This is a genomic window from Nakamurella leprariae (assembly GCF_016918035.1).
GTDB classification, from domain to species: Bacteria; Actinomycetota; Actinomycetes; order Mycobacteriales; family Nakamurellaceae; genus Nakamurella; species Nakamurella leprariae.
The window spans coordinates 1-26,002 of record NZ_JAERWK010000031.1; the positions used below are offsets into that span (position 1 = coordinate 1).

A 26,002-nucleotide genomic window follows, 5' to 3' on the forward strand; every position below is an offset into this window, starting at 1 on the left:
GGAAGCTAAGCCCTACAGCGCCGATGGTACTGCACTCGCCAGGGTGTGGGAGAGTAGGACACCGCCGGACAATCATTCACAAGAGCAGGGAGCGACCCCATACCGGGTCCTCCCTGCTCTTGCATTTTCACTTCTTTTTCTCGACTCGCGTCCGCTGTGATGCCGACATCGGCGATCGTCCGAACCCGATCGATCACCTGGGCCTTCCGTCACGTGACGAAGGATGACCGGTGAAGGCGGGGCTGGGTCGTGACCCTGGCTTGGCCGGGACTCAGTGCCGCCGGCACCGGAGTACGGTCGAAGGTCGACGGTCCGGCGCTCACCCTGCAGTCGAGCGGCAAGTGCCATGACCATGGTTGTTCGTCGCCGGCCGGCGACCTCGTTCATTCCGAAGCGTGTCAATTCCACAGCGTCCCGGGGGTTCCCACATGACCGATCACCAGCAGTCGTCCGGCGGACAGTCGCCGCGACGCGGCGGCTCCGGAGGGGGCGGCGATCGGCGACAGGGCTCCGCCGGCGGCGGGCACTCCCGATTCCGCGGCGACGACCGCCGCGGCGGGCAGCAGTTCTCCAGCGGTCGGTCCGGCGACCGTCCGGGCACCGGACCGCGACGCGAACGGTCCGAGGGTGGCGACCGGTCGCAACGATGGAACCGGGACGACCGTTCACCGCAGCGGGACCGTTCCGACGATCTCGGGACCGGCGGCCCGAGGACCGGTTCCTGGTCGGCCGACCGCACCATGGGTGGTGACCGGCCCCGTCGGGGCTTCGCCGGGCACGGCGGAGCGCGCTCCGATCGCTCTGCCGGTGGCGGCCGGGACGATCGTGGTCGTTCCGAGCGTGGCGGCGCTCGCTCCTTCGATCGTCGTGACGGCGATCAGGGTCGGACCGGCTCCTGGTCCCAGCAGCGCGGTGACCGTGATGCACAGCGCCGGGACGCGCGATCCGACGATCGACCGGAGCGGCGCAGCGCGGGACTCCGACGTCCCGCCGGTGATGCTCGCGATCGCCAGGGTGGGTCGTTCGACCGCAGTGACCGTGACCGTCCGAGCCGGTCCTTCGACCGTGACCGCCCGGCGCGCTCGTTCGACCGCAGCGACGGCGATCGGCCGCGGACCCAGGGTGACCGCCCGGCCCGCTCGTTCGACCGCAACGACCGTGACCGTCCGGCTCGGTCTTTCGACCGTGATCGGCCGCGGACCGACGGTGATCGTTCCGCTCGCTCGTTCGACCGCAACGACCGCGATCGTCCGGCTCGATCCTTCGACCGTGGTGATCGGGATCGTCCGGCCCGCTCCTACGACCGCAACGATCGTGATCGGCCTCGGGCCGACGGCGATCGTCCCGCTCGGTCGTTCGACCGCACTGACCGTGACCGTCCGGCTCGGTCCTTCGATCGTGATCGGCCGCGGACCGACGGCGATCGCCCGGCCCGGTCCTTCGACCGGAACGACCCTGATCGTCCGGCCCGCTCGTTCGACCGCACTGACCGTGACCGTCCGGCTCGGTCCTTCGATCGTGATCGGCCGCGGACCGACGGCGATCGCCCGGCTCGGTCGTTCGACCGGAACGACCGTGATCGTCCGGCCCGCTCGTTCGACCGGAACGACCGTGACCGTCCCGCTCGGTCGTTCGACCGCACCGACCGTGATCGCCCGGCCCGGTCGTTCGACCGCAGCGACCGCCCGGCTCGGTCCTTCGATCGTGATCGGCCACGGAGCGACGGCGATCGCCCCGCTCGGTCGTTCGACCGCAACGACCGTGACCGTCCGGCCCGCTCGTCCGCCCGCACCGACCGGGACCGTTCCTTCCGGGACGATCGTCCTCGTGCGTTCGACCGCAGCGACCGGCCCGGTACGGGGCCGGACCGGCAGCGCGGCGAAGACCAGCGGGCCGAGCGGCGCTTCGAGGACGCCGCTCCGGAGACGACGTCCGCGGAGGCGGCCCGGCTCGGTGGCGACCTCAGTGGCTCGCTGTTCGGGCGACCGACCGACGATCCGAGTTCGGTGGCGACCGGCGACCGGACCGACCCCTCGGATCAAAGTGATCAGGGCTCGAGCGACGAGCGGGATGACCGCCCGGCCCCCTTCCGGCGTCCGGAGCGCGGTGCGTTCGCCGACCGGCCGGCAAGCGGGGACCTGGCCGAGCAGCGTCGCCAGGAGCGCATGGCCCGGCGGCTGGAACAGGGGTCCCGGGTCCGTGTCGAGGACGTGGGCGAGCGGTGGCCCGATGTGCCGGACGACATCTCGTTGTCCGACCTCGAGCCGCAGACCCGCCGTGATCTGCGCGGTCTGAGCGCGGCGAACGCCGAGTTCGTCGGGCTGCACCTCCTCGCGGCGGTGCTGGACGCGCAGGACGATCCCGACGTGGCCTGGCGGCACGCCCGCGCGGCGCGGTCCCGGGGTGGTCGCATCGCCGTCGTCCGGGAGACCGTCGGCCTGGTCGCGTATCGCGCGGGGGAGTGGGCCGAGGCCATCCAGGAGTTGCGGGCAGCACGTCGGATGGGCGGCGGCCCCGGGCACGTCGCGGTGATGGCGGACTGCGAGCGTGCCCTGGGGAACCCGGAGCGTGCGCTGGAGCTCTCCCGGTCGCCTGAGGCCGAGCAACTGGACGAGGAGAACGCGCTCGAGCTCCGCATCGTGGTCGCGGCGGCGCGCGCCGACCTCGGTCAGCTCGATGCGGCGCTCGCCCATCTGGCTGCGGCCGGCGCCGCCCCGGTGCCGGGGCGGCCCGTCCGCCAGCCGCGACTGACCTACGCCTACGCCGACCTGCTCGAGCGGATGGGACGGGACGAGGAGGCCCTCGCCGCCTTCCTGGCCGTGGCTGACGCCGACGACGAGGAGGAGACCGACGCCGGCGAGCGCCTCACCGCCCTGGCCGACCGCCGAGCCGGCCGTGCCGATGCCGACGGTGATGCCGATGCCGCTACCGATGCCGCTGACGCTGCCGATGGAGCGGTCGCTGCCGCTGACGCCACGGCCGACGACGACGGCACACCCGTCGACGGCACCCCCGTCGACGGCGATGCCGGAGCCGACGAGCCCACCCCGATCGAGGAGCCGACCGACGCCGCCGCGCCGGTCGACGCCCCGGTGGAGGCGGAGGTGGAGGCGGAGGTGGATGTGGAGGTGGATGTGGAGGCGGTCGGCCCGGCCGGAGCGCCCGAGCCGGCGGACGCCGCCGAACCGGTGCCGTCCGGCGATCACGGACCGGCGACGGGAGCGATCGGGCTGCCGTTCTCGCACGTCGACGAGCCCCAGCCGCGCCGCGACGACTCGTCGGCGCCGTCCGGCACCGCCCCGCTGTTCTCGGACGGTGATCTGCCCCGCTGAGCCGGCCGGACGACCCGTCGGACCGCCACCATCAGGTCCGCCGGGTCGCCCGCCGACCGCCCTCCAGCCTGCATCCAACCCTTCGATGAGGGCTCCGACCCTCCGGGACGGGCTCCGACCCCGGTCGACCGGGGTCGGACGTCGTCGACCGGGGTCGAGGGCGATGGCGCAGGGTCCGACCTCACCGCTGCGGCCGCCGCTCGGCCGGCCGCCGAGCATCGTCGGCTGCGTTCCCGCGATGAGCTCGGCGCCTCGCCGGCGTCGACCTCGGTGACCTGAGCAGTCGCTCCGCCGCTCGGGGAGGCGGCCATGAGCACGTCGACCATCGACCTGATCAGCAGGCTGGACGGTCTCGCCGCCCCCGATGCCTGGGCTGGCCTGTGGGGCAAGGAGGGCCTGGAGTACCTGGCGTGGATGACCGACCAGCTGGCCGAGGACCACGTCATCCTGATGGGTGCGACGACCGACCGGGAGATGTCGCAGATCGTCGAGCAGGAGCTGGACGACGCGACCGGGGCCTGGATGGCCGAGGTCCCCACACTGGCCTTCTCCCGCACCTTGGAATCGCCGTTGAGCTTGGCCAACACCGAGATCGTGGCCGAGGACGCGGTGACCGCGCTGCGCCGCATGCAGCACGAGCGCACCGCACCGCTGCGGACACTGGGCAGCATCTCGCTGGACCGGCGCTGCTGGAGGCCGGCCTGGTCGAGCTTTCCCAGCTCGTGGTGTTCCCGGTCGTCACCGGGCGGACCGGGGCCAACGCCATCTCCGCCGGCTGGCCCGACCGCGACCTGGAGCTGGTCGAGTCCCGCACCTTCGACGGTCGTTCGCAGCTCCTGCGGTCCGTGCCGACGCTGCACTGATCGCGCGGGGCGGCACCAGGCCCTCAGCCGGCCAGCAGCCTCGTGCGCCGCAGCGCCGTCTCGGCCGCGCCGTCACCGGCCCGGACCTCGGTCGCCCCGGTCCGCCAGGCCGTGACCACCACCGCGGCCAGCAGCGCCAGATCGGCGGCCACCTGATCGGCATCGTCGGCGTCCGGCCCGCCGCTGGTCGGGTCTTCGGTCGGGTCATCGGTGGACGCCTGCCCGGCCCGGGTCACGGTCACCTCCGACCCGTCGGCCGTCAGGTGCCACCCCGCCACCTCGGGCGCCGGGCCGGCCAGCGACACCGCCCGCCGCGGATCGAGCATCCCGCGCAGGTCGAACGCCAGCCACGTCGGGTGCTGGTGCTCGGGCGCGGTCAGCAGTTCCACCGCGGTCGACACACCGGTCAGTACCAGCAGCGACGGCAGCCCGGCCGTGGCGCCCGCCTCGATGTCCGTGTCCAGCCGGTCGCCGACCACCAGCGGTCGTGTCGCGCCGAGCCGCTCGACCGCCGTGTCCAGCAGGGCCCGGCCCGGCTTGCCCGCCACCCGCGGGCGCAGTGTGGTCGCGGCCACCAGCGCCGCCACCATGGCCCCGTTGCCGGGCAGCAGCCCGCGATCGGTCGGCAGGGTGCTGTCCACGTTGCAGGCCACCCAGTCCGCGCCGGCCCGCAGCGCCAGGCACGCCTCGGCCAACTGCGGCCACCCGGTCTCCGGCGAGTGGCCCTGCACGACCGCCACCGGGTCGTCGGCGAACGTCCGCACCGGCCGCAGCCCGGCCTGCTCGACGCACTCGGCCAGCCACGGCGCGCCGACCACCAGCACCGGAGAGCCCGCCGGATGCGACCCGGCCAGCATGGCGGTGGCTGCCTCCGGCGAGGTCAGCACGTCGTGGTCGGTGGCCGTGAGCTCCATCCCGGTCAGCGAGGCCGCCACCTCGGCCGGCGGTCGGGAGGCGTTGTTGGTGACGTAGACCGGGTGCGCACCCAGCGCCCGGGCCTGCTCGATCGACTCGACCGCGTACCGGACCGGCTGACCGCCCAGGTAGACGGTGCCGTCCAGGTCCAGCAGCAGGGCGTCGTACTGCTCGGCCAGCGACCCGCGACCGTCGGAGCCGGCGTCGGAGCCGGCACCGGGACCGGCATCGGGGTCGGCAGCGGACGAGGGGGCGGGCGCGTCGGTCACCCGACGAGTCTCCCGTACCGCGACGGATCCTCCGGTCGGCGCCTCGCTCCCGCCGGGCACGATGATCCGGCGGGCGGTCGGACCCGGCCCAGTAGGGTGCAGCCGATGACCGAGCAGCCCGAGCCGACCGTTCCCGGATCCCCGGAGCCGGGGGAGTCCGTGGTGCTCCGCGAGCTGGCCGGCATCCCGGCCGAGATCGCGGCCCTCGACGATGTCGACCTGCACGGGCACCCCGCGGTCTACCGGCGTCTGCACGAGCAGCTGACCTCCGCGCTGGCCGACGCGGACCCGGGATCCGATCCCGCGGTGGGCGACGACCGGTCCGGCCGGCCGGCGGCCGGCCCGCAGCCCGGGCGTCCGGGAGGCTTCCGTCCCGGCCCGCCCCGAGGGCGCTGACGTGCGCCGCAGCCGACTGGACGCCGAACTGGTGCGGCGGGGGTTGGCCCGGTCCCGGGAGCAGGCGGCCGAGCTGATTCAGGCCGGACGGGTGAAGGTGAGCGGTGCCGTCGCGTCGAAACCGGCCACCGCGGTCGACCCGGGGGCGGCGCTGCTGGTCACCGCGGACGCCGCGGACGAGCAGTGGGCCTCCCGGGGCGCCCACAAGCTGGTCGGCGCGCTGGATGCCTTCGTCGACGTCGCCGTCGAGGGCCGCCGCTGCCTGGACGCCGGCGCCTCCACCGGCGGCTTCACCGACGTGCTGCTGCGTCGCGGCGCGACGGAGGTCGTCGCCGTGGACGTCGGCTACGGCCAGCTCGTCTGGCGCCTGCAGAACGACGACCGGGTGCGGGTGCACGACCGCACCAACGTGCGGAGCCTCACCCCGCAGGACATCGGCGGGCCGGTGGAGCTGGTCGTCGCCGACCTGTCCTTCATCTCGCTGAAGCTGGTGCTGCCCGCGCTCGTCGCCTGCGCCGCCCCCGGCGCCGACCTCGTGCCCATGGTCAAGCCGCAGTTCGAGGTCGGTCGCGAACGGCTCGGGGCCGGTGGCGTGGTGCGCGATCCGGCCCTGCGCGCCGACGCGGTGCTCGAGGTCGTCGCGGCGGCTGGTTCACTGGGATGGGGACTGGCCGGGGTGGTCGCCTCGCCGCTGCCCGGGCCCAGCGGCAACGTCGAGTTCTTCGTCCACCTGCGTGGCCCCGCTGATCAGGATGCCCGGCCCGAAGCCGACCACGACCGTGACCGCGAGCTCGTCGAGCGCGCCGTCCGGGAAGGACCCTCATGACCGAGCGGACCGTGCTGCTGGTCGCGCACACCGGGCGGGCCGACGTCTACGACACGGCCGCGCTGGCCCGCGAGAAGCTGGCTGCGGCCGGCATCGCGCTCAAGGCGCTGCCCGGTGAGGGCGACGGGCTGGGGCTCGAGTGCTTCGACGGCCCGCCCGACCCGGACCACCCGATCGAGCTGGTGCTGGCCATGGGCGGTGACGGCACCATCCTGCGCGCGGCCGAGCAGGCCCGGCTGCTGGACGTCCCGGTGCTCGGTATCAACCTGGGCCGGGTCGGGTTCCTGGCCGAGGTCGACCTGGCCCACGTCGACGATGCCGTCACCGCGATCGTCGACCGGCAGTACCGCATCACCGAGCGGATGACCGTCGACCTCGAGGTCGAGCACGAGGGCCGGATCGTCGGCACCGGCTGGGCCTGGAACGAGATCAGCGTCGAGAAGAGCAGTCGTGAGCGGATCCTCGACGTCGTCGTCGAGGTCGACGGGCACGGCGTCTCGGCCTACGGCTGCGACGGCGTGCTGTGCGCGACCCCGACCGGTTCGACGGCGTACGCGTTCTCGGCCGGGGGCCCGGTGGTCTGGCCCGGGGTGGACGCGCTGCTGGTGACTCCGCTCAACGCGCACGCCCTGTTCGCCCGCTCCCTGGTCGTCGGCCCGGCGGCCACGGTCAGCGTGCACATCGACCCCGACGGGCCGACCGCAGTGGTGACCTGCGACGGCCGCCGCGGGTTCGACATCCCGCCGGGCGCCCGGGTGTTCGTCCGCAAGGGCCACCAGCCGGTGCGGATGGTCCGGCTCGGCGACCAGGTCTTCACCGACCGCCTGGTCCGCAAGTTCGCGCTGCCGGTGCACGGCTGGCGGCAGCAGCGGCACTGACCCGGCGATCGGCTCCGCCGGCTCGTCAGCGCGCGTCCCGGAGCCCTGTCCGGGGGCCCGGTAGCGTGGCCGACGTGTTGTCGGAGCTGCGGATCAGTGGGCTCGGGGTGATCGAGGAGGCCGTCCTCGACCTGCATCCCGGGTTCACCGCTGTCACCGGGGAGACCGGTGCCGGCAAGACGATGGTGGTCACCGCCCTCGGCCTGATCGGCGGGGCCCGCGCGGACGCCGCCCGCGTCCGGGCCGGCGCGGACCGGGCGGTGGTGGAGGCCCGGTTCGAGGTGGGCCCCACCGACGCCGCCATCGGCCTGGTCGAGGCGGCCGGCGGGCGCTTGGACGACGACGGCTCGGTCATCGCGGTTCGCACCGTCACGGCCGACGGCCGGTCCCGCGCCCACGTCGGTGGCCGCGCCGCGCCGGCCGCGACCCTGGCCGAGCTGGCCACCGGTCTGCTCGCCGTGCACGGCCAGTCCGAGGCGATCGGCCTGCTGCGGCCGGCCCAGCAGCGGGTGGTGCTGGACCGGTACGCCGGGCTGGACACCGAGCTGGAGACCTACCGGCGGGTGCGCACCGAGTGGTTGGCCGCCGCCGCCGAACTGCGGGACCGCCGCGCCAACGCCCGGGAACGTGCCCAGCGCGAGCAGGTACTGCGCATGGGTCTGCAGGAGATCGAGGCGGTGGCGCCGCAGCCGGGGGAGGACCGCGACCTGGTCGACGAGGTCCGCCGGCTGCAGAACGCCGACACGCTCCGCGAGGCGGCCCAGACCGCCGCAACCGCGGTGGTCGGCGCCGACACGCTGACCGATACGCCGACCGCGGTCGCGTTGGTCGAGTCCGCGCGCCGATCGGCCGCGGCCACCGGGGACGTCCGGTTGGCGGCCGTGGCCGAGCAACTGCACGGCGTCCTCGCCGTGCTGGGCGACGCCGGCGCCGAACTCGCCGCCTACCTCACCGACCTGGACGCCGATCCGGAACGCCTCGAGCAGCTGCTGGCCCGGCAGGCCGAACTGAAGACGCTCACCCGCCGGTACGCCGAGGACGTCGACGGCGTGCTGGCCTGGGCCCGGGACGCGGCGGCCGAGCTGACCGGGCTCGACTCCTCGGACGAAGCGATCGAGGCCCTCCGGGGCCGGGTGCGCGAGGCCGCGGAGCGGGTCGCTGCCCAGGCGCTGCTGCTCTCGGCCCGGCGCACCGAGGCCGCCGGACGGCTGGGCACCGCGGTCACCGAGGAGCTGACCCACCTGGCCATGGGTCGGGCGGCCGTCGAGGTCCGGATGACCCGCCGCGCCGGCGCCTCGGACACCGTTGCCGGCGGCCCTCACGACGCCGGTCGGGACGGGGAGTCCGACGGGAGCGGCTCGCCCGCGCTGCAGGTGGAGGGCCAGTGGGTCACCGCCACCGCCGACGGCATCGACACCGTCGAGATCGTGATGACCGCCCATCCCGGCGCCCCGGCGCTGCCCATCAACCGCGGCGCGTCCGGCGGTGAGCTGTCCCGGGTCATGCTGGCGCTGGAGGTCGCGCTGGCCGACGTCGACCCGGTGCACACCCTGGTCTTCGACGAGGTCGACGCCGGCGTCGGTGGGCGGGCGGCGACCGAGATCGGCCGGCGGTTGGCCGAGCTCGCCCGGACCCACCAGGTCATCGTGGTGACCCACCTGGCCCAGGTGGCCGCCTTCGCCGATCGGCACTACGTGGTCGACGCGGCCGCGTCCGGTCTGGTCGGCCGGTCCTCGGTGATCATGGCCGGCGCCGACCTGCTGGCCGAGACCGACGGCGCGGGGACGGACGGCGGCGACATGACCGGCACCGCCCGGGAGCTCGAGCTGGCCCGGATGCTCGGTGGCACGGATTCCGGCAGCGCCCTGGCCCACGCGGCCGAGCTGGTCGCCGCGACCCGCGCCGACCGGGCCGAGCGGTCGCGCCGGAGTACCGGGGCGACGGGGACGGCGGGGTCGAAGGAGAAGACCCGAGCGAACGGCGCGCCCCGGCGTCGCAAGACCGCCGCGACGCGGTGACCCGCTCGTGCGAGACGACCGGAGCACGTTGCCGCGGCAACGCCCGGCGGTGAGCCCTGACCCCCACGAGGTGGGTTCGCCCCCGAACGTCCGGGGACGGACCCGTTGCACCGGGGTCGGACCCGTCGTTGCGCGGGTCGACGTCGCCTGACGCGGACCGTGACCGCGCCCGGCGGAAGTCTCACGCTCGAGTGAAGGTGGAGACTCGCGGCACGCCTCCACGGCGGCGGCCGGTCGGGCTGCCACGATGCCCGGCATGAAGCTGTTGTCGCGCCAATCGCGTGCCCTCCCCGGCGTCACCGGCGTCGCCCGGGTGTCCCGGCGCACCCCGACGCTGCTCGGCCGGGTCGGGCCCCGCGACATCGTCGTCATCGACCACCAGGACATCGACCGACCGACCGCCGAGGCGCTCGTCCGCGCCGGCGTCGTGGCCGTGGTGAACGCCGCGCCGTCCATCTCCGGTCGCTACCCCAACGCGGGCCCCGAGATCCTGCTCGCCGCCGGTGTGCTCCTCGTCGACGAGGTCGGCGGCGGCGTGTTCGGCCGCATCAAGGAGGGCGCCCGCCTCCGGGTCCACGAGGGCACGGTGTACTCCGGCGAGGACGTCGTCGCCGAGGGCATCGCGCAGACGCCCGAGTCGGTCGCCGACCTGATGATCGAGGCGCGCACCGGCATGGGCGCGCAGCTCGAGGCGTTCGCGGCCAACGCGATCGAGTTCATGAAGCGCGAACGCGGCCTGCTGCTGGACGGCATCGGCATCCCCGCCGTCGGCGTGCGGATGCGCGGCCGGCCGGTCGTCGTGGTCGCCGCGTCGGCCGACACCCGGGCCCAGCTGAAGTCGCTGAAGAAGTACATCGCCGAGGACAAGCCGGTGCTGGTCGGCCTGGACGCCGGGGCCGACGCCCTGCGCACCGCCGGCTACACGCCGGACCTGATCATCGGCAACCCCGAGCACATCGACGCCGACACGCTGCGGTGCGGGGCCGAGGTCGTGCTGCCGGCCCACATCGACGGCCACGCGCCGGGTCTGGAGCGACTGCAGGACCTCGGGGTCGGCGCCGTCACCTTTCCGGCGAGCGGCACCGCCGAGGACCTGGCCCTGCTGCTGGTCGACGCCCACGAAGCCGCCCTCATCGTCACGGTGGGGCTGCGCGCGACGCTGACCGACCTGCTCGACCGGGGCCGCGGCGCCTCGAACTTCCTGGTCCGCATGCGGGTGGCCAACAAGCTGGTCGACGCGCCGGCGCTGGCCACCGTGTACCGGCCGCGCATCTCCTGGTGGGTGGTACTGCTGCCGGTGCTCGCGGCGGCGGCGGCCATCGTGGTGGCCCTGCTGGTCTCGGACGTGTCGGGGGCCTACTGGGGTCTGATCGTGCAGTGGTGGAACGACCTGGTCGACTGGGTGCGGGGGCTGTTCTCGTGATCTCGATGCGGTACCACATCGTCTCGGTGGCGGCGATCTTCCTGGCGCTGGCGCTGGGCGTCGTGCTCGGCGCCACCAAGATCAATTCGCCGTTGCTCTCCGGCCTGCAGGGCGACAACACGTCGTTGTCCAGTCAGGTCAGCGACCTGGCCGAAACGAACGCCCAGCTCACCGAGCGGGTCGCCGACGACCAGCAGTTCGCCGGCGCCATCGGTCCGCTGGCCGTGCGCGGCACGCTGCCCGACGCCACGGTGGTCCTGCTGACCACGGCCGACGCCGATCCGGCCGACCGGGACGCGGTGACCTCGCTGCTCACCCGGGCCGGCGCGACGGTGACCGGCCAGCTGCAGCTCACCACCGACCTGGCCGACCCGAACCGCGCCGCCGAACTGCGCAGCCTGGTCACCTCCTCGTTGCCGGCCGGCGTGACACTGCCGGAGAGCCCGGACGCCGGCACCACGGTGGGCGCGCTGCTGGGTGCGCTGCTGGTCGCCCGCGAGGACGGCAGCACCGCCGCGAGCCCGGAGGCCGCCACCGCCACGCTGGCCGCGCTGACCAGCGCCGGCTTCGTCACCCCGACCGGAACGCCGGCCGCCGGGCGTGGTGTCGTGGTGCTGACCGGCGCGGCCGCGACCGGCGGGTCCGAGGCCGACCGGGCCGCGGTCATCGCCGACCTGGCGGCGGCCATGGAACCCGGCTCGTCCGGCGTCGTGCTGGCCGGCCGCACCGGATCGCAGACGCCGACCGGGTCGGTCGGCGTGGTCCGCTCGGATACTGCAGCCACGGCCACCGTCACCACCGTCGACAACGTCGACACCGACACCGGCCGGCTGGCCACCGTGCTGGGTCTGGTCGAGCAGTTCGGCGGCGGGTCCGGGCGGTACGGCATCGGCGACAACGCGCAGGCCCAGGTGCCCACCCTCGCCGTGCCCAACTGATCGGCACCAGCTGAAGGCACCACCTGATCTGCAGCAGCGCTCGGGGGACGGGCTGCGATACCGGGGGACACCGGGGTCGCGGCCCGTCGGCGTTCCCGGAGCCGGACGCGCGGCACCGCCCGATCCCGCCGGCGATCCGGCTACTCTCCGGGTGCGGCCGGTGACGCTGTTACTGCCGCAGTGATCGGCGCGGTCCGCGCCGGTCGCCATCCGCCGGAGCGGGCGCCGCGGGAGGTAGGCTGAAATCCCGTGGAGCGTCCGGCACGGCCGGACGCGATCGATCTCGACACGGGAGTGTGGCCTTGCCGCCGTTGACGCGTACCACCAAGCACATCTTCGTGACCGGCGGGGTGGCGTCCTCGCTAGGCAAGGGGCTGACCGCGTCGAGCCTCGGGCAGCTGCTGACCGCCCGCGGCCTGCGGGTCACCATGCAGAAGCTGGACCCGTACATCAACGTGGACCCGGGCACCATGAACCCGTTCCAGCACGGCGAGGTGTTCGTCACCGAGGACGGGGCCGAGACCGACCTGGACATCGGGCACTACGAGCGGTTCCTGGACCGCAACCTCACCGCGGACGCGAACATCACCACCGGCAAGGTCTACAGCCGGGTCATCGCCCGGGAGCGGCGCGGCGAGTACCTCGGTGACACCGTGCAAGTCATCCCGCACGTGACGAACGAGATCAAGGAACGCATCCGGGCCATGGCCGAGCCGGCCGTCGGCGACACGGACGGAGCCGGCGATCAGGTGCCGGACGTGGTCATCACCGAGATCGGCGGCACCGTCGGCGACATCGAGTCGTTGCCGTTCCTGGAGGCGGCCCGGCAGGTCCGCCACGACCTCGGCCGCGAGCACGTGTTCTTCCTGCACGTGTCGCTGGTGCCCTACCTGGCGCCGTCCGGTGAACTGAAGACCAAGCCGACCCAGCACTCGGTGGCCGCGCTCCGCAACATCGGCATCCAGCCGGACGCGCTGGTCTGCCGCAGCGACCGGGACATCCCCGAGGGCCTCAAGCGCAAGATCTCGCTGATGTGCGACGTCGACAACGAGGCCGTCATCTCCACCCCCGACGCGCCGTCGATCTACGACATCCCCAAGGTGCTGCACTCCGAGGGACTGGACGCCTATGTGGTGCGCCGGCTCGGTCTGTCCTTCCACGACGTGGACTGGACCGTCTGGGGCGACCTGCTCGACCGGGTGCACCACCCGGCCGAGACGGTGCGGATCGCGCTGGTCGGCAAGTACGTCGACCTGCCCGATGCCTACCTGTCGGTGACCGAGGCGCTGCGCGCCGGCGGGTTCGCCAACCGGGCCAAGGTGGACATCGCCTGGGTGCCGTCCGACGAGTGCCAGACCCCGGCCGGGGCCGCTGCCGCGCTCGGCGAGGTGCAGGGCGTCCTCATCCCCGGCGGCTTCGGGGTCCGGGGCATCGAGGGCAAGCTCGGTGCCATCAAGTACGCCCGCACCCACGGGATCCCCCTGCTGGGACTGTGTCTCGGTCTGCAGTGCGTGGTCATCGAGGCGGCCCGCAACCTGGCCGGGCTGGGCGGGGCCAACTCGACCGAGTTCGACGCGAACGCGGCCGACCCGGTCATCTCGACCATGGCCGACCAACACGACGTCATCGCCGGGCAGCGGGACATGGGCGGCACCATGCGGCTGGGCACCTACCCGGCCAAGCTGACCGAGGGCTCCGTGGTCGCCGGGATCTACGGCGCCACCACGGTGACCGAGCGGCACCGGCACCGCTACGAGGTGAACAACGCCTACCGGCCGCAGCTGGAGGCGGCCGGCCTGCGGCTGTCCGGCCTGTCGCCGGACGGCCACCTGGTCGAGTTCGTCGAGCTGCCGGCCGAGGTGCACCCGTACTTCGTGGCCACCCAGGCGCATCCCGAGTTCATGTCCCGGCCGACCCGGCCGCACCCGCTGTTCTCGTCGTTCGTCCGGGCGTCGCTGGATTACCTGGAGTCCGAGCGGCTGCCCATCCGCGACACCGCCGACGGGCACGACCGGACCGACCGCGCCGCGGACGCGCACCCGGCCGCGACCGACGCGGTCTCCGCGGCCGCCCGGTGAGCGAGCCGGGTCGGGCCGGCTACCGCGTCACCGCGTCCCGGCGCGTCTTCGGCGGCCGGGTCTGCGCGGTCCGGATCGACGACGTCGAACTGCCCGGCGGGCACACCGGTCAGCGCGAGGTCGTCGAGCACGACCCGGCGGTGGCCGTGCTGGCGCTGGACGGGCCGGTGCCGGGAGAGTCCGGCCTCGACCCGGCCGGGTTGGTCGCCGCCAGTTCCGTGGTCCTCATCGAGCAGTACCGGCACCCGATGCGCCGCCGGCTCTGGGAGCTGCCCGCGGGGTTGATGGACGTCGACGGGGAGTCACCGCTGGTCACCGCCCGGCGGGAGCTCACCGAGGAGACCGGGCTGGCCGCCGGATCGTGGTCCGTGCTGGTCGACGGGGCCTCGTCACCCGGGTTCACCAGCGAGGTGGTGCGCATCTTCCTGGCCCGGGACCTGCACGAGGCGGGGCGGCCGGAGGCCACGGGCGATGAGGAGGCCGAGATCACGGTCGTCCGCATCCCGCTGGCCGAGGCGGTCGCCGCCGCGCTGGACGGACGGATCGTCAACGTCATGGCCGTGGCCGGCATCCTGGCCGCCCACGCCGCCCTGCTCAGCGGAGCCCGGCTCCGCCCGGCCACCGACGAGCCGATCGACCTCATCCACGCCGGTGACCCGGTCGAGGAGCCGGGCGTCCCGGACGCCCCGGCGCTGACCGGCGCCGTCGTCTGGACGGTGGCGCCGGCCGGGACCGGGTGACCGGGTCCGCGGACCTCCGGGACGCCGTCCGGGTGGATCCGACGGCGGCCGAGATCGCCGCGCCAGAACCGGATCCCGCGCTGACGGTGGCGCTGCGCACCTATCTCGACCACCTGGCCGTCGAACGCGGGGTCGCCCGCAACACCCTGCTGTCCTACCGCCGGGACCTGCAGCGCTACCTGCGGTACCTGGCCGGCACCGGGGTGTCCGCGCCGGCGCAGGTGACCCGCGCGCAGGTCGGTGAGTACCTGACCACACTGCGCACCGGCGCCGACGGTGCCCCCGTCCTGGCCGCGTCCTCCGCCGCGCGGGCGGTGGTGGCGGTGCGCGGCTGGCACCGCTTCCTGCTCGCCGAGGGTGCCGTCGAGGTCGACGCCGCCCGCGAGGTCCGGCCCCCGACCCCCGGCCGCCGGTTGCCGAAGGCCCTCTCGGTGGACGCGGTCGCGCGTCTGCTCGACGCCGTCCCGACCGATCACCCCCGGGGCCTGCGGGACCGGGCGCTGCTGGAACTGCTGTACGCGACCGGCGGACGGATCAGCGAGATCGTCGGGCTGGACCTCGATGACGTGGCCGATGTGGTCGCCGAGCTCGTCGACGCCACCGATCCCTCGGCCGGCGGTGCTCCGGATGCCGGGGGCGGCCCGGTCGGGGTGGTCCGGGTGCTCGGCAAGGGCGGCAAGGAGCGGCTGGTGCCGGTCGGCTCCTACGCCCGGGACGCGCTGCAGGCCTACCTGGTGCGGGGCCGTCCGGCGTTGGCCGCCGCGGCCGGGCCAGGCGGGTCCGGTCGGCCGCGGACCGGGCGCAGCCGCCCGGCCGGGAGCGGCGGCGCGCTGTTCCTGAACTCCAGCGGCGGCCGGCTGTCCCGGCAGAGCGCGTGGCAGGTGCTGCGCACCGCGGCCGAGCGGGCCGGCCTGGCCGGTGCGGACGGGCAGGCACCGGTGTCCCCGCACACGCTGCGGCACTCGTTCGCCACCCACCTGCTCGAGGGCGGTGCCGACGTCCGGACCGTGCAGGAGCTGCTCGGGCACGCCTCGGTGACGACCACGCAGATCTACACGATGGTGACCGTGCAGGCGCTGCGTGAGGTCTACGCCACCGCCCATCCACGGGCACGCTGACCGCGCGCCGTGAAGTCGGTGTCAGGCAGGTCAGCCTCTCCTTCCCGATCGTTGCGGTGAACTCCCAGGTCGTCCGCGGTGACCGCGTGGGAGGTAGGCCAGCCTTCCCTCTCATGATCATCGAGAAGGGCCCTGACCTGCGGTAAGGCAGTGTTGCCTTGCTGGCGGGAGGTCCCGCGACGGGCTACCGTCGTCGATGTCCGGCGGGTGATCGAGCATTTCACGACCGCCCGCTCGCTCACGAAGTCAGTCCAGTCCACCCATCGCCGACAGCAGTCGCCGAACCGTCCTCCTGGAGGTAGACATGACCGCCGCCGTCGAGATGCCGAAGGTCTCCGAGTGCACCGTCACCGGGTGCTCGTACAACGACCACTCGGCCTGCAAGGCGTTCGCCATCACCGTGGGTGGCACCGGCACGGATGCCGCCTGCACCACGTTCATCCCGCTGACCGCCAAGGGCGGTCTGGGCCGGGTCGTGTCCCAGGTCGGGGCCTGTCAGCGCGCCGACTGCGTGCACAACGAGTCGCTGGAGTGCACGGCGTCCTCGGTGCGCGTCGGGGCCGGCGCGGACACCGCCGACTGCCTCACCTACCAGGCCCGCTGACCGCTTCCACGAGCCGGGCCCGACGATCCGATCACGGTCCGTCCAGCTGGTCCCCGCCGCACACGACCGGTCACCTCCACCCCGGGTGACCGGTCGTCGGCGTCTGCAGGGACGGCTCGGCCCGCCCGTCGCGACGCCCGCCGGTCGGCGCGGCGCCGGCCGGCCGCGGCCCGGGACGGCCCCGCACCCGCGGGTCGGCTTGGTCGGGCCTGCCGCAGTCCCTAGGCTGGCCCGGACAACGACGGGAGTCGTGGTCGGCGTCGGTGGGGCGGCCGCCAGGTGAATGCGGCCGCGGAGTCCGCCGCGCGCACCGACCCGGCGCAGGAGTGGGGCGAGAGGGACGGATGAGCGAGCCGGACAGCGCGGCATGGCGTGCAGCAGCCGGAGCGCCGGCCCCCCGACCCGAGTACCCGGCCCCCGTGCCTGACGTCGCCCCGGGGGTGTCATCGGACGGGCCGACCCAGTCGGCCGACGAGCTGTTCGTGGTGCCCGAGCCCGAGCGACCGGCGGGCGGCATCTCACTCTCCTCGTCCCCGGCGATCCGGCTGCGCAACGGCCGCGACCCGCAGCCCGCGCCGCTGACCAGTCACGGGCCCGCCCGGGTCGTCGCGGTCTGCAACCAGAAGGGCGGCGTCGGCAAGACCACCTCGGTGATCAACCTGGGTGCCGCGCTGGCCGAGTACGGCCGTCGGGTGCTGCTGGTCGATCTCGACCCTCAGGGCGCGCTGTCCGCGGGCCTGGGGGTCGCGTCGCACGAGCTCGAGCACACGGTCTACGACCTCATGCTCAACAGGAACACGGCCATCACCGACGTGCTCATGCCCACCTCGGTGGAGAACCTCGACCTGATCCCGGCCAACATCGACCTGTCCGCGGCCGAGGTCCAGCTGATCAACGAGGTCGGCCGGGAGAACACGCTGGGCCGGGCGCTGCGCCCGGTGCTGCACGCCTACGACTACGTGCTCATCGACTGCCAGCCGTCGCTGGGCCTGCTCACCGTCAACGCGCTGGCCTGCGCGCAGGGCGTGATCATGCCGCTGGCGGCCGAGTTCTTCTCGCTCCGCGGCGTCGCCCTGCTGGTCGACACCATCGGCAAGGTGCAGGACCGGATCAACCCGGACCTGGTCATCGACGGGGTCCTGGTCACCATGTACGACGGCCGCACGGTGCACGCCAAGGACGTGGTCGGCATGCTCATCCAGCGGTTCGGCGAGCAGGTCTACGACGTGATGATCTCCCGTACGGTCAAGTTCCCGGAGACCACGGTGGCCGGCGAGCCGATCACCACCTACGCGCCCAGTTCCCCGGCGGCCGAGGCGTACCGGACCCTGGCCCGGGAAGTGATCGCCCGGTGAGGGCATGACGGCGGCCACCGCCGATGCCCTGACCACCGCCGCCGGTGACCCGCCCGGGACCGACGCCGAGCTCGCAGGACCGTCCGGGCCGACCGGGGCCGAGGTCCCGTCCTCCGGTCGGCGCCCGTTCACCGTCAGCCTGGACAACTTCACCGGGCCGTTCGACCTGCTGCTGCAGTTGATCAGTCAACGCCGGCTGGACGTCACCGAGGTGGCGCTGCACCAGGTCACCGACGACTTCATCGCCCACCTGCGGCCGCTGGACGGTGCCTGGGGCGCCGCCGACCTCGACCAGGTCACCGAGTTCCTGGTCGTCGCGGCCACCCTGCTCGACCTCAAGGCGGCGCGGTTGCTGCCGCAGCCCGAAGGACAGGAGGACGACGGCGGCGAGCTGCTCGAGGCCAAGGACCTGCTGTTCGCGCGGCTGCTGGCCTACCGGGCCTACCAGCAGGTCGCGGTGCTGTTCACCGAGCTCGAGGCGACCGCGCTGCGCCGCTACCCGCGTGCGGTGACCCTCGAACAGCGCTACCTCGGGCTGCTGCCCGAGGTGTCCATCGGGCAGGACCCGGAGGGCTTCGCCGCCCTGGCCACCCGGGTGTTCACGCCGAAGCCGCCGCCCACGGTCAACCTGGACCACATCCACTCGTCGCCGGTGTCGGTGGCCGAGCACACCGCGGCGGTCCGGGCCATCCTCACCGAGCGCGGCCACGCCGAGTTCGGCGAGCTGGTGGCCGGCTGCGACGAGGTGCTGGAGGTGGTGGCCCGCTTCCTGGGGCTGCTGCACCTGTACCGGGAGGCCCTGGTCGGCTTCGACCAGGGCGAACCCATGGGCCGATTGATGGTTCACTGGACCGGAGGCGCAACCAGCGCCGGATCCCCCGACCGGCCGGTGGGCGACGAGCCCGGGACCGGCCCGAGCGGCGCGGCCACGGCCGCTGCGACCACTGGCGTCCCGGGGATCGACGAGACCGAGTTCGACGAGTACGGGTGAGCGCGCGGTGAGCGAGGTGCAGATCGACGACGGGGCCGTCCCCGCCGTCCCCCCGGCGCAGCCCGACCCGCTCGATGCGACCGGCCCCCTCGACGCGGTCGACGCTCCGGACCCCGACGAGCCCGCGACCGATCCGTCCGGGCCTGCGACGTCCGACCGGACCGAGGTGGCCGAGGCGGATCTGCCCGGTGCGCTGGAGGCCGTGCTGCTGATCGTCGACTCACCGGTCGACGAGCAGGCGCTGGCCGATGCCGTCGGACATCCTGCCGCCCGGGTCCGGCAGGAGCTGTACACGCTGTCCGACCGGTACACGGTGGCCCGGTCCGGCATCGAGTTGCGCGAGGTGCCGGCGTCCGGTGGCAACCCGACGGGCTGGCGGCTGTTCACCCGCGACCGGTACGCGCCGGTGGTGGAGCGGTTCGTCCTGGACGGCTCGCAGTCCCGGCTGTCCCGGGCCGCGCAGGAGACGCTGGCCGTGGTCGCGTACCGGCAGCCGGTGAGCCGCGCACGGATCGCGGCGGTCCGGGGCGTCAACGCTGACGGGGTGATCCGCACCCTCGCCGCCCGCGGCCTCATCGAGGAGGCCGGCCACGACGCCGAGACCGGCGCCGTGCAGTTCCGTACCACCCAGCTGTTCCTGGAACGGCTGGGCCTGTCCAGTCTGGAGGAGCTGCCCTCACTGGGGCCGCTGCTCCCCGAGATCGATGCGATGACCGATGCCTGAGACTCCCGACCGACACCGCTCCTCCGGACGGCCCGCCCGCCGTGCCGGCGCCCACGGCGCGGAACCCGACGACGAGCAGGGCGTCCGGCTGCAGAAGGTGCTGGCCTCGGCCGGCATCGCCTCCCGCCGCAAGGCAGAGGAGTTGATCCGCGACGGCCGGGTCCGGGTGGACGGCCTGGTCGTCACCGAGATGGGCCGCCGCATCGACCCGGACAGCGCCGTGGTGCACGTCGACGGCAACCGCGTGGTGCTGAACGAGGACCAGGTGTACCTGGCCCTGAACAAGATGCCGGGCGTGTTGTCGACCATGTCCGACGACCAGGGCCGCCCGCACATCGGCCAGCTCGTCGAGGACCGCAGCGAGCGGCTGTTCCACGTGGGCCGGCTGGACCGGGACTCCGAGGGCCTGCTGCTGCTGACCAACGACGGCGACCTGGCCCACCGGCTGACCCACCCGTCCTACGGCGTCAGCAAGACCTACATGGCCGAGATCCCCGGGCCGGTGCCACGGGATCTGGGCCGGCGGCTACGCGCCGGGGTCGAACTGGAGGACGGCCCGGCGCGGGTCGACTCGTTCGAGATCGTCGACGTGCACGCGCAGCGCGCCGTCGTCGAGGTGGTGCTGCACGAGGGCCGCAAGCACATCGTGCGCCGGCTGCTCGCCGCGGTCGACCACCCGGTGTCGCGGCTGGTGCGCACCAAGATCGGCGACGTGCAGCTGGGCCACCAGCGGCCTGGGACGCTGCGCAAGCTGAACCCGGTCGAGATCGCCGCGCTGTACAAGGCGGTCGACCTGTGAGTCCCGATACCGGCGGTGCCGCAGGCGGTTCCGCCAGCGGCGCCGGGGCCGTCGGCGACTTCGTCATCGCCATCGACGGGCCCTCGGGCACCGGCAAGTCGACGGTCGCCCGCCGGGTCGCGGCGGCCCTGCACGCGGGATACCTGGACACCGGGGCGATCTACCGGACGGCGACGCTGGCCGTGCTGCGCGCCGGGATCGATCCGGACGACGCCGCGGCCGTGGCCGCGGTCGTCACCGGGCTGACGCTGGATCCTCCGGTCGACCCGGAGCGCCAGCGGCACCTGTTCCACGGCGACGACGTCTCGACCGAGCTGCGCGGCCAGGCGGTGACCACGGCGGTGACGCCGGTGTCGGCCAACCCGGCGGTGCGCGCGCACCTGCTGGCAGTGCAGCAGCGCCTGGCCCACTCGGGCCGGATGGTGGTCGAGGGTCGGGACATCGGGACGGTCGTCGCACCCGACGCGGCGCTGAAGATCTACCTGACCGCCGACGCGCACGAACGGGCCCGCCGGCGGCTGCGGCAGGACGAGCAGCTGGCCGTCGTCTCCACGGGGGTCACCGGCGCGAACCCGGACCGGGCGGCCCGGCTGGCCGCGGTCGCCTCGGACCTGGATCGCCGGGACACCTCGGACTCCTCCCGGGCGGTCGCTCCGCTGCAGGCCGCCGCCGATGCGGTCCTGGTCGATTCCTCCGACCTGGAGCCGGCCGAGACCGTCCGCCGCGTGCTGGGTCTCGCCGCGGAGCGGGGCATCCGGTGACCCCGGCCGCGGCCGGGGGCAGCGCGGTCGACGGCGCCGGTCCGTCCCGCCGGCCGTCGTCGCGGTTGCTGGCCCTGGAGAGCCCGGCCGATGCGGTGCCGACCCACACCGATGCGCGTCGGTTCGACCTCGGGCGTCGTATCGGGGTGCTGCTCGGGGCGTCCTGTTACCGCGTCCGGATCCGTGGGGTGGAGCGGGTGCCGGCCACCGGCCCGCTGGTGGTGGTGGCCAACCACACCGCGTTCATGGACGGGCCGCTGCTCTACGGCCAGCTGCCGCGCCGCACCTCGTTCCTGGTGAAAGCCGAAGCGGTGCAGGGCATCCTGGGCTGGGTGCTGCGGGAGGCCGGCCAGTACGCGATCGACCGGGACCGACCCGACCGCACCGTGCTGCTGGCGGCGCTGGCGCAGCTCAAAGCGGGCGGGGCGATCGGGGTGTTCCCCGAGGGCACCCGCGGCGCCGGGGTGGTGGACTCGGTGTTCAACGGAGCCGGCTGGCTGGCCACCCGGGCCGGCGCCACCGTGCTGCCGATCGCCGTCCGCGGTGCCGCCCGCCCCGACGGTGCGTCCCGCCGGTTCCGGCCCCGGGTGGACATGCTGGTCGGTCGGCCGTTCCCGGTGACCGCCGGAGCCGGTCGGTCGGCCGTGGCCACCACGACCGACGCGATCCAGCGGCAGTTGGCCGCCCTGGTGGCCGATCTGGACCGGGACCTGACCGGGCGGCGCGGATGATCGGGACCCGCGGTGGCGTTGCACCTCCGGGCGTCGACCGCAGTGGTCCGGACGACCGTGACCGTCCACGACGGCCGAGCAGCACGCAGGGAGCACAGTGATGGTGGGCGAGTACGACGACCGGGGCGCCGGGTCCGGGTCCGATCCCGGTTCCGACTTCAGTGAGGTCGGGTTCGACCAGTTGGACGACGCCACCGTCGGGACGTGGAGCGACGAGTCGGAGTTCACCGGCTGGGAGGACCAGGTCGATCCCGACGCCGCGGCCGGGTCCGCAGCGGGGCCAGTGCCGACCTTGGCCGTGGTGGGCCGGCCCAACGTCGGCAAGTCGACGCTGGTGAACCGGCTCATCGGCCGGCGGGAGGCCGTCGTCCAGGACATCCCCGGCGTCACCCGGGACCGCATCTCCTACGACGCGCTGTGGTCCGGCCGCCGGTTCACCGTGGTGGACACCGGCGGATGGGAACCGGACGCGGTGGGGCTGCAGGCCGAGGTGGCCACCCAGGCCGAGCGGGCCATGACCAGCTCGGACGCGGTGCTCATGGTGGTGGACGCCTCCGTCGGCGCGACCACCACCGACGAGCAGATGGCGCGGGTGCTGCGGCGGTCGGAGCGGCCGGTGCTGCTGGCGGCCAACAAGGTCGACGACGAGCGGGTGATGGGCGACGTCGCGTCGCTGTGGTCGCTGGGCCTGGGGGAGCCGTGGCCGGTGTCCGGTCTGCACGGCCGTGGCTCGGGTGACCTGCTCGACGCGGTGCTGGAGGCGCTGCCGACCAGCCCGTCGGAGTTCGTCGGGGCCGGCGGCGGCGGTCCCCGCCGGGTCGCCCTGCTGGGCCGGCCCAACGTCGGCAAGTCCTCGCTGCTGAACAAGCTCAGCGGGCAGCACCGGTCGGTCGTGCACGACACCGCCGGTACCACGGTGGATCCCGTCGACTCGCTGGTGGAGCTGGACGGCGAGGTCTGGCGGTTCGTCGACACCGCCGGGTTGCGGCGTCGGGTCAAGCAGGCCAAGGGTATGGAGTTCTACGCCTCGCTGCGGACCCAGACGGCGCTGGAGGCGGCCGAGGTCGCCATCGTGCTGCTGGACTCGGCGCTGCCGCTGACCGAGCAGGACCAGCGGGTGATGACCATGGTCATCGAGTCGGGTCGGGCGCTGGTCATCGCGCTCAACAAGGCGGACCTGGTCGACGCCGACCGGCGCTACGAACTCGAGCGGGAGCTGGAGCGCGGACTGGTCCGCGTGCCGTGGGCCCAGCGCCTGAACATCTCGGCCGAGACCGGCCGTGGCGTGCACCGGCTGGCCCCGGCGCTGCGCACCGCGCTGGAGTCGTGGGACAAGCGGATCCCCACCGGCCGGTTGAACACCTGGTTGGGTGAACTCATCGCGGCCACCCCGCCACCGGTTCGGGGTGGCCGGCAACCGCGGGTGTTGTTCGCGACGCAGGCGGCGAACCGGCCGCCGACGTTCGTGCTGTTCACCACCGGCTTCCTGGAGGCCGGCTACCGGCGGTTCATCGAGCGCCGGCTGCGCGAGGACTTCGGGTTCCCCGGCTCCCCGGTGCGGGTCAACGTGCGGGTGCGGGAGAAGCGCAAGCGCTGACGCGCGAGGAACCCGGGCACTGCTGGCGCAGTGTCCGGGGTCTCGACCGCCTTCAGGGACGCGGCGCGGCGCCGCTGGTCGGGCCTCCCGTCGGTGGCGTTCCCTTGCCGGTCACCTTCTTCAGCAGCTGCTCGACCTTCGCCCGGTTCTTCGGGTCGGCCGCCAGCTGCTGGGCCTTGGCGATCGCCTTCTTGCCGGCCGGGCTGTTGGCCAGGGCGATCAATCCGCCGATTCCGCCGAGTTTCTTCATGAGCGACATTCCCCCAGCGTACGGAACGACCTGGTCACCACGGGTGACGACACTGGATCTTGTTCTGCGCTTGCAGGTTTCGATCATGACGAGCCGTGCTCGATACTTCGGGGTCAGACAGGTGGGCACGGGGGGATGTGGTGGCAGGCGATGAGTCATTCGTTCGTACCGATCGAGGACGGGACCGCGGGCGCGTCGGTGATGGACGCGGGCATGGTGATGGACGCGGGCATGTCGACCGGCAGCGAGGAGGGGTCGCCGGGGCAGCACCTGGCACTGGTGCCGTTGACGGCCGAGGAAGTGGCGCTGGCGCTGCGGTTGCGGGCCGAGGTGACGCCGCCGGGGAACGGCGTCCCGCCGGCCCTGGAGGACCAGCCGGCCATGGCGGCGGCGGCCGACGGTGACACCGTGCTGCCCGCGCTGGCGCCAGACCCGCAACCCGGCCCGGAGACCGACGACCCGATGACCCCGGTGTTCCGGGAGGCGGTCCCGGACTGAACCGCGGTGATCGATCCAGGCGGGGCGGAGCACGATCGCCGGCATGAGCCGACCTGACGACCTGCAACCCGCCGCACCGCTGGCGACCGCGATGGACACCGCGCGCGAAGCCGGTGCGCCGGGGGACCATCTGGCGCCGATGCCGTTGACGCGGGAAGAGCAGGCGCTCGCCGACCGGTTGCGGGCCAAGGTGTCCGTCGACCGGGCCGCGGGCGCGGGAGAACCCGCGGCCCAGGACAGCCCGGCCGTGGTGGGAGCGGTCGAGGACGACTCGGTGCTGCCGGTCGCCCCCGCGGAGCCGGAGTCCGGCGCCGATCCGCTCACCCCCGAGTTCGGCGAACCGACCGACGGATGATCCCGATCCTGGCCGGACCCGGGCTCCGGCTGCGGTAGGCTGTTCGGGCCCGGTCAGCCGGGTGTTCGGGCTGTGGCGCAGCTTGGTAGCGCACCTGACTGGGGGTCAGGGGGTCGCAGGTTCAAATCCTGTCAGCCCGACGTAAAGGCCCAGGTGAGAGTAGGTTTCTCGCCTGGGCTTCTTCATGTCCGGGGTCGTTCTCTGTGGTCCGCCCTCTGGTCCCCCCGGCGCTCTCGCCGGTGGTCGCCTGTGGACGAACGGACCGCCTCGAACCCGGTTCCTGTGGATAAGGGACCAAGAGGGGACCAGAACGCGTCCGGGAGCACTCCCCAAGGGATCGGAGCGCATCACAGGGGGGCGGAACAGCACTCCGACCCCGGAGGCGGGATCACCGGCCGGCTGGGGCGTGCCGGTCAGGAACGCGGCCATCGATCCAGCGGCGCGCAAGATCAGCGTGACGCCGAACAGGACGACCAGCCCGATCATCGCGGCGTTGGTCAGCTCGTCCCCGAACGAGCCGGTCTGCCGGCCCTGCTCGTTCACGGCAGCCGCCGGATGATCGTGGTGCCGGAGACACGGCCGAACAGGATGACCTCGATGACCCCGCCGGCCCGGTCGACGCCGACCCCGGCCGGGCCGATGAGGGCGCGCGCGGTGCCGGTGTGGCGGCGTCGGTATGCCCGGTGACCACGGCGACCGCCACGTCCTCGCCGGGAACGAACCCCTCGCCGTCGACGGCGTGGAACACCGGCCCGGCCGGCACCTCCGGTTCGGGCTCGGGGCGGGAACGCCGGCGACGGGCGGCGATGATGTCGGTGAAGGTCGTGCCGTCCGCTTCGCGGACCTCGACCCTGGCCGGTGTCGTCCGGTCGTCCGTGGCTCGGTCGATGATCTGCCCGAACGCGGATCGTCGCCACGGCGGCGCGAAAGGGCCGGGGTCCAGCCGTCTCCCATCGACGGTGACGGTCACGGTGCCGTCCTCGTGCACGTCGAGCACTACGAGCGGGATGGAGACCGGGACGGGCTCAGGCTCAGGTTTCCTCATGCCGCGAGGTGAGCCTGAGCCCGACTGCGCACATGGGCCCCGCGGTGCCGGTCAGGATTCGTGAACTTGCGGGTTTCCGCCGGTCATGCGGGCGATGGTGTCGAACTCGGCTAGGGCGTGTCTCTATATGCGTGACCAGGTGATGCAGGCGGCGAGGATGACGGCGGCGCGGTAGGTGACGGCGAGTTTGTCGTAGCGGGTGGCCAGGCCGCGCCACTGTTTGGTCAGCGCGAAGTGGCGCTCGATGACGTTGCGGCCTCGGTAGGCGGTGCTGTCCAGGGTTCGGGGGCGGCCGCCGCGTGCCCCGCGGCGTCGGCGGGCGGTGATCTCGTCGGACTTCTCGGGGATCACCACCTTGATGCCGCGGGCGTGCAACGCACGGCGGTAGGTGCCGGCCGAGTATGCCCGGTCGGCGATCACCGCGTCGGGTCGGGTGCGCGCCCGCCCCCGGCCGAGCCGCGGGACGCGAAGCTCGCCCAGCACGGTGGCCAGCAGCGC

At 73.7% G+C, this 26,002-nt stretch carries 25 protein-coding genes and 1 tRNA gene; 22 read left to right on the top strand and 4 right to left on the bottom strand.

The genetic code is table 11. The features are described from left to right. The first annotated feature begins 2,165 nt into the window (after positions 1-2,165). The gene (locus JL106_RS20135; protein WP_205262568.1) at positions 2,166-3,332 is read left to right on the top strand and encodes a hypothetical protein; all 1,167 of its coding nucleotides are present in this window, start codon (positions 2,166-2,168) and stop codon (positions 3,330-3,332) included. A 722-nt stretch (positions 3,333-4,054) separates the two neighbouring features. Continuing rightward, positions 4,055-4,195 carry a hypothetical protein gene (locus JL106_RS20140; protein ID WP_205262569.1) on the top strand — a complete coding sequence of 47 codons (141 nt, stop codon included), beginning with the start codon at positions 4,055-4,057 and terminating at the stop codon, positions 4,193-4,195. 23 nt (positions 4,196-4,218) lie between these two features. On the opposite strand, the gene JL106_RS20145 is transcribed toward JL106_RS20140, so the two are convergent. After that, entirely contained in the window at positions 4,219-5,379 is a 1,161-nt protein-coding gene (locus tag JL106_RS20145) for an HAD-IIA family hydrolase (protein WP_328842609.1), read from the bottom strand. 105 nt (positions 5,380-5,484) lie between these two features. Between JL106_RS20145 and JL106_RS20150 the strand changes: the two genes are divergently transcribed. The 17 genes from JL106_RS20150 to der all read left to right on the top strand — a co-directional run bounded on the left by JL106_RS20150 (position 5,485) and on the right by der (position 23,356). Continuing rightward, complete coding sequence (locus JL106_RS20150; RefSeq protein ID WP_205262570.1) at positions 5,485-5,775, top strand: hypothetical protein; 291 nt, start codon at positions 5,485-5,487, stop codon at positions 5,773-5,775. A gap of 1 nt (position 5,776) precedes the next feature. Continuing rightward, positions 5,777-6,601, top strand: a complete 825-nt coding sequence (locus tag JL106_RS20155) for a TlyA family RNA methyltransferase (RefSeq protein ID WP_205262571.1) — start codon at positions 5,777-5,779, stop codon at positions 6,599-6,601. Next, positions 6,598-7,479, top strand: coding sequence for an NAD kinase (locus tag JL106_RS20160; RefSeq protein WP_205262572.1), 882 nt, complete (start codon positions 6,598-6,600; stop codon positions 7,477-7,479). The genes JL106_RS20155 and JL106_RS20160 overlap by 4 nt, the downstream gene beginning before the upstream one ends. 74 nt (positions 7,480-7,553) lie before the next feature. Next, positions 7,554-9,497: a DNA repair protein RecN gene (gene recN / locus JL106_RS20165; protein WP_205262573.1), complete on the top strand. Its 1,944-nt coding sequence runs from the start codon at positions 7,554-7,556 to the stop codon at positions 9,495-9,497. Positions 9,498-9,753: 256 nt separating this feature from the next. Continuing rightward, the gene (steA, locus tag JL106_RS20170) at positions 9,754-10,920 is read left to right on the top strand and encodes a putative cytokinetic ring protein SteA (protein ID WP_205262574.1); all 1,167 of its coding nucleotides are present in this window, start codon (positions 9,754-9,756) and stop codon (positions 10,918-10,920) included. Positions 10,921-10,925: 5 nt separating this feature from the next. Then, positions 10,926-11,858, top strand: coding sequence for a copper transporter (locus JL106_RS20175; protein ID WP_205262575.1), 933 nt, complete (start codon positions 10,926-10,928; stop codon positions 11,856-11,858). 302 nt (positions 11,859-12,160) lie between these two features. Beyond that, positions 12,161-13,936, top strand: a complete 1,776-nt coding sequence (locus JL106_RS20180) for a CTP synthase (protein WP_407940219.1) — start codon at positions 12,161-12,163, stop codon at positions 13,934-13,936. Beyond that, positions 13,933-14,676: an NUDIX domain-containing protein gene (locus JL106_RS20185; RefSeq protein ID WP_205262577.1), complete on the top strand. Its 744-nt coding sequence runs from the start codon at positions 13,933-13,935 to the stop codon at positions 14,674-14,676. Before JL106_RS20180 ends, JL106_RS20185 begins: the two co-directional genes overlap by 4 nt. A 53-nt stretch (positions 14,677-14,729) precedes the next feature. After that, a complete protein-coding gene (locus JL106_RS20190) occupies positions 14,730-15,794 on the top strand; it encodes a site-specific tyrosine recombinase XerD (RefSeq protein ID WP_407940220.1) in 1,065 nt (354 codons plus the stop codon). A 304-nt stretch (positions 15,795-16,098) separates the two neighbouring features. Beyond that, positions 16,099-16,398 carry a DUF1540 domain-containing protein gene (locus tag JL106_RS20195; protein ID WP_205262578.1) on the top strand — a complete coding sequence of 100 codons (300 nt, stop codon included), beginning with the start codon at positions 16,099-16,101 and terminating at the stop codon, positions 16,396-16,398. Between the two features lie 344 nt (positions 16,399-16,742). Further along, positions 16,743-17,753, top strand: coding sequence for a ParA family protein (locus tag JL106_RS20200; protein WP_205262579.1), 1,011 nt, complete (start codon positions 16,743-16,745; stop codon positions 17,751-17,753). Between the two features lie 4 nt (positions 17,754-17,757). Next, the gene (locus JL106_RS20205) at positions 17,758-18,744 is read left to right on the top strand and encodes a segregation and condensation protein A (protein WP_205262580.1); all 987 of its coding nucleotides are present in this window, start codon (positions 17,758-17,760) and stop codon (positions 18,742-18,744) included. 7 nt (positions 18,745-18,751) lie between these two features. Next, complete coding sequence (gene scpB / locus JL106_RS20210) at positions 18,752-19,468, top strand: SMC-Scp complex subunit ScpB (RefSeq protein WP_328842612.1); 717 nt, start codon at positions 18,752-18,754, stop codon at positions 19,466-19,468. After that, entirely contained in the window at positions 19,461-20,267 is an 807-nt protein-coding gene (locus tag JL106_RS20215; RefSeq protein ID WP_205262581.1) for a pseudouridine synthase, read from the top strand. Before scpB ends, JL106_RS20215 begins: the two co-directional genes overlap by 8 nt. A gap of 65 nt (positions 20,268-20,332) precedes the next feature. Further along, entirely contained in the window at positions 20,333-21,028 is a 696-nt protein-coding gene (gene cmk / locus JL106_RS20220; RefSeq protein ID WP_407940221.1) for a (d)CMP kinase, read from the top strand. Next, the gene (locus tag JL106_RS20225; protein WP_328842613.1) at positions 21,025-21,759 is read left to right on the top strand and encodes a lysophospholipid acyltransferase family protein; all 735 of its coding nucleotides are present in this window, start codon (positions 21,025-21,027) and stop codon (positions 21,757-21,759) included. Before cmk ends, JL106_RS20225 begins: the two co-directional genes overlap by 4 nt. Positions 21,760-21,859: 100 nt before the next feature. Then, positions 21,860-23,356, top strand: coding sequence for a ribosome biogenesis GTPase Der (gene der / locus JL106_RS20230; RefSeq protein WP_205262583.1), 1,497 nt, complete (start codon positions 21,860-21,862; stop codon positions 23,354-23,356). Between the two features lie 52 nt (positions 23,357-23,408). Here der and JL106_RS20235 read toward each other — a convergent pair whose 3' ends face one another. Next, a complete protein-coding gene (locus JL106_RS20235) occupies positions 23,409-23,615 on the bottom strand; it encodes a hypothetical protein (protein ID WP_205262584.1) in 207 nt (68 codons plus the stop codon). Positions 23,616-23,756: 141 nt separating this feature from the next. Between JL106_RS20235 and JL106_RS20240 the strand changes: the two genes are divergently transcribed. The 3 genes from JL106_RS20240 (at position 23,757) to JL106_RS20250 (ending at position 24,599) form a co-directional block, all read left to right on the top strand. Next, positions 23,757-24,104, top strand: a complete 348-nt coding sequence (locus tag JL106_RS20240; protein ID WP_205262585.1) for a hypothetical protein — start codon at positions 23,757-23,759, stop codon at positions 24,102-24,104. A gap of 43 nt (positions 24,105-24,147) precedes the next feature. Further along, on the top strand, positions 24,148-24,459 hold the full coding sequence (locus JL106_RS20245) for a hypothetical protein (protein ID WP_205262586.1): 312 nt from the start codon (positions 24,148-24,150) through the stop codon (positions 24,457-24,459). A gap of 66 nt (positions 24,460-24,525) precedes the next feature. Next, positions 24,526-24,599 (top strand) — tRNA-Pro (locus JL106_RS20250). Between the two features lie 248 nt (positions 24,600-24,847). Here the strand turns inward: JL106_RS20250 and JL106_RS20255 are convergent. After that, on the bottom strand, positions 24,848-25,429 hold the full coding sequence (locus JL106_RS20255; protein ID WP_205262587.1) for a hypothetical protein: 582 nt from the start codon (positions 25,427-25,429) through the stop codon (positions 24,848-24,850). A gap of 198 nt (positions 25,430-25,627) precedes the next feature. Beyond that, positions 25,628-26,002: transposase (locus JL106_RS20260; protein ID WP_205262588.1), on the bottom strand; the 375-nt coding region annotated here is incomplete at its 5' end.

Bases quoted from the DNA above. Each gene is read 5' to 3' on its own strand.
- JL106_RS20135 (WP_205262568.1), top strand. From the start codon at position 2,166: ATGGCCCGGCGGCTGGAACAGGGGTCCCGGGTCCGTGTCGAGGACGTG.
- JL106_RS20150 (WP_205262570.1), top strand. From the start codon at position 5,485: ATGACCGAGCAGCCCGAGCCGACCGTTCCCGGATCCCCGGAGCCGGGG.
- JL106_RS20160 (WP_205262572.1), top strand. From the start codon at position 6,598: ATGACCGAGCGGACCGTGCTGCTGGTCGCGCACACCGGGCGGGCCGAC.
- steA (WP_205262574.1), top strand. From the start codon at position 9,754: ATGAAGCTGTTGTCGCGCCAATCGCGTGCCCTCCCCGGCGTCACCGGC.
- JL106_RS20175 (WP_205262575.1), top strand. From the start codon at position 10,926: ATGCGGTACCACATCGTCTCGGTGGCGGCGATCTTCCTGGCGCTGGCG.
- JL106_RS20195 (WP_205262578.1), top strand. From the start codon at position 16,099: ATGACCGCCGCCGTCGAGATGCCGAAGGTCTCCGAGTGCACCGTCACC.
- JL106_RS20200 (WP_205262579.1), top strand. From the start codon at position 16,743: ATGAGCGAGCCGGACAGCGCGGCATGGCGTGCAGCAGCCGGAGCGCCG.
- JL106_RS20205 (WP_205262580.1), top strand. From the start codon at position 17,758: ATGACGGCGGCCACCGCCGATGCCCTGACCACCGCCGCCGGTGACCCG.
- JL106_RS20215 (WP_205262581.1), top strand. From the start codon at position 19,461: ATGCCTGAGACTCCCGACCGACACCGCTCCTCCGGACGGCCCGCCCGC.
- der (WP_205262583.1), top strand. From the start codon at position 21,860: ATGGTGGGCGAGTACGACGACCGGGGCGCCGGGTCCGGGTCCGATCCC.
- JL106_RS20235 (WP_205262584.1), bottom strand. From the start codon at position 23,615: ATGTCGCTCATGAAGAAACTCGGCGGAATCGGCGGATTGATCGCCCTG.
- JL106_RS20240 (WP_205262585.1), top strand. From the start codon at position 23,757: ATGAGTCATTCGTTCGTACCGATCGAGGACGGGACCGCGGGCGCGTCG.
- JL106_RS20245 (WP_205262586.1), top strand. From the start codon at position 24,148: ATGAGCCGACCTGACGACCTGCAACCCGCCGCACCGCTGGCGACCGCG.